Genomic DNA, 424 nt, shown 5'->3' on the forward strand with positions numbered 1-424 from the left:
GGCGTGACCGGAGCAACAGGAGCAACCGGCACTGGAGCAACAGGTCCGACAGGAGCTACGGGCGTAACAGGTCCGACGGGTGTAACAGGTGCAACAGGAGCAACCGGAACAGGAGCAACAGGTCCAACAGGAGCGACAGGTGCCACCGGCCCAACTGGCGTGACCGGAGCAACAGGAGCAACCGGCGCGGGGGCAACCGGCCCGACAGGAGCTACGGGCGTAACAGGTCCGACGGGTGTAACAGGTGCAACAGGAGCAACCGGCACAGGAGCAACCGGTCCGACAGGAGCGACAGGTGAAACCGGCCCAACGGGCGTGACCGGAGCAACAGGAGCAACCGGCACTGGAGCAACAGGTCCGACAGGAGCTACGGGCGTAACAGGTCCGACGGGTGTAACAGGTGCAACAGGAGCAACCGGAACAG

General features: G+C 64.4%; 1 protein-coding gene. It reads left to right on the forward strand.

From position 1 onward, the window contains the following. Positions 1–424, forward strand: a 424-nt coding sequence (locus AB4Z33_RS31205) for a hypothetical protein (RefSeq protein WP_442053601.1), incomplete at both ends; no start/stop codon positions are given.

It is taken from the genome of Paenibacillus sp. 2TAB19 (assembly GCF_052115185.1).
Classification (GTDB): domain Bacteria; phylum Bacillota; class Bacilli; order Paenibacillales; family Paenibacillaceae; genus Pristimantibacillus.